This is a genomic window from Sphingobacterium sp. UBA5670, from assembly GCF_002420705.1.
Taxonomy (GTDB): Bacteria; Bacteroidota; Bacteroidia; order Sphingobacteriales; family Sphingobacteriaceae; genus Sphingobacterium.
The window spans coordinates 667,699-668,873 of sequence record NZ_DIIM01000021.1 but is presented as its reverse complement, the minus strand read 5'-3'; the positions used below and the strand labels follow the sequence as shown (position 1 = coordinate 668,873).

2 protein-coding genes are annotated in these 1,175 nt (G+C 40.3%); both read right to left on the bottom strand.

Annotated features, from left to right (window positions below):
* Nucleotides 1-685 (bottom strand): AsmA family protein (locus B3C94_RS20770; protein WP_293907318.1); only part of this gene is annotated, 685 nt, incomplete at its 3' end.
* A 94-nt stretch (nucleotides 686-779) separates the two neighbouring features.
* The gene (locus B3C94_RS20765; protein ID WP_293907316.1) at nucleotides 780-938 is read right to left on the bottom strand and encodes a hypothetical protein; all 159 of its coding nucleotides are present in this window, start codon (nucleotides 936-938) and stop codon (nucleotides 780-782) included.
* Nucleotides 939-1,175 lie beyond the last annotated feature (237 nt).

Below are 1,175 nucleotides of genomic sequence, written 5' to 3'. Positions count from 1 at the left end.
AATCTTCAACCGACGGACCCGTACCATCGGCTGCAGGTTTCCATTGCTTTACAGTGGCATTTAGCCCATCAATGTTGATTTTTGGCAGATCAAAAGCCATATTTTTGGTCAGCTCAAATTTCTTGATGTTGGTATTCAGGTTACCGAGATATACATCTGCACTGGTACCGATAACCTCATCGGCGTAAACGGCATGTATGTTCGAAAACTTGACCTTATCGAGGTTAAACAAAAGGGCAGAGGTGCTGTCGGCGGCAGGCTCACTTTCTTTTTCAGAAGCAAAGGCTTTTACGATATAATCAAAGTTAAAAGCACTGTCGGGTAAGGTACGGCGTATTTTAGCGGTAATGCCATCGGCTTCCAAGCTTTGGATTTCAACTGTATTTTTTAATAATTTCAGCATATTGATATCGACCGCAATACGTTTTCCCGCCACGAGGGTATCCTTGCTTTGATCTTCGAGATAGATATCCTCCAGTACCAGTTTTTTTGGAAAATCAATATTGATGTAGCCGATTTTAACCGGGGTGCCGATCTTGCCTTCAACGTAATGGGTCACTTTTCCGGCGATATAATTCTGTATGGAGGGCAGGCGGAGCAGAAAAACAATTAAAATAAAAAGCGCGATTATTCCGCCAATAATCCACAAGATTGTTTTTAAAGCAATTCGGGCAAATCTATTCAATGTGTTGTTGATTTAAGTTTACAGATAGGACAACACAGGATTGCAAATGGTTTGAATAAAGTGAACAGATATTCCCTCCAGGATACTTTTTAACTCACCAGAGCAGCCAGGTAAGGATGACTAGAAAACCACCACGGATGAATAATTCGTGTGTGAGCTCCTCTCGGTCCAGCTTATACCAGCTATATTTTTCATAATACTTCCGGATGGTTTGTCTGTTCTTTTCAATGATGATTTTATTGCTTGTTTTCATAACCGATTTATATTGATGTCATCGAAGATCCTGCAATTTTGATGCAGATTTAGGTGCAGGCAAAGGAATTTAGGTAGTTCATGTGGTTCAATAGGTTATAAAACACAGGCTGAAGGGGTATTTCTAACACGATGCTTTACAGAATACGTTCGGGAAATTTAATGGGTCGAGTAATAGTTACTTTTCGGACAGCGTTGCAAGTTTTGGGACATTGTTTCAAGATTTCGGAAAAGAGTT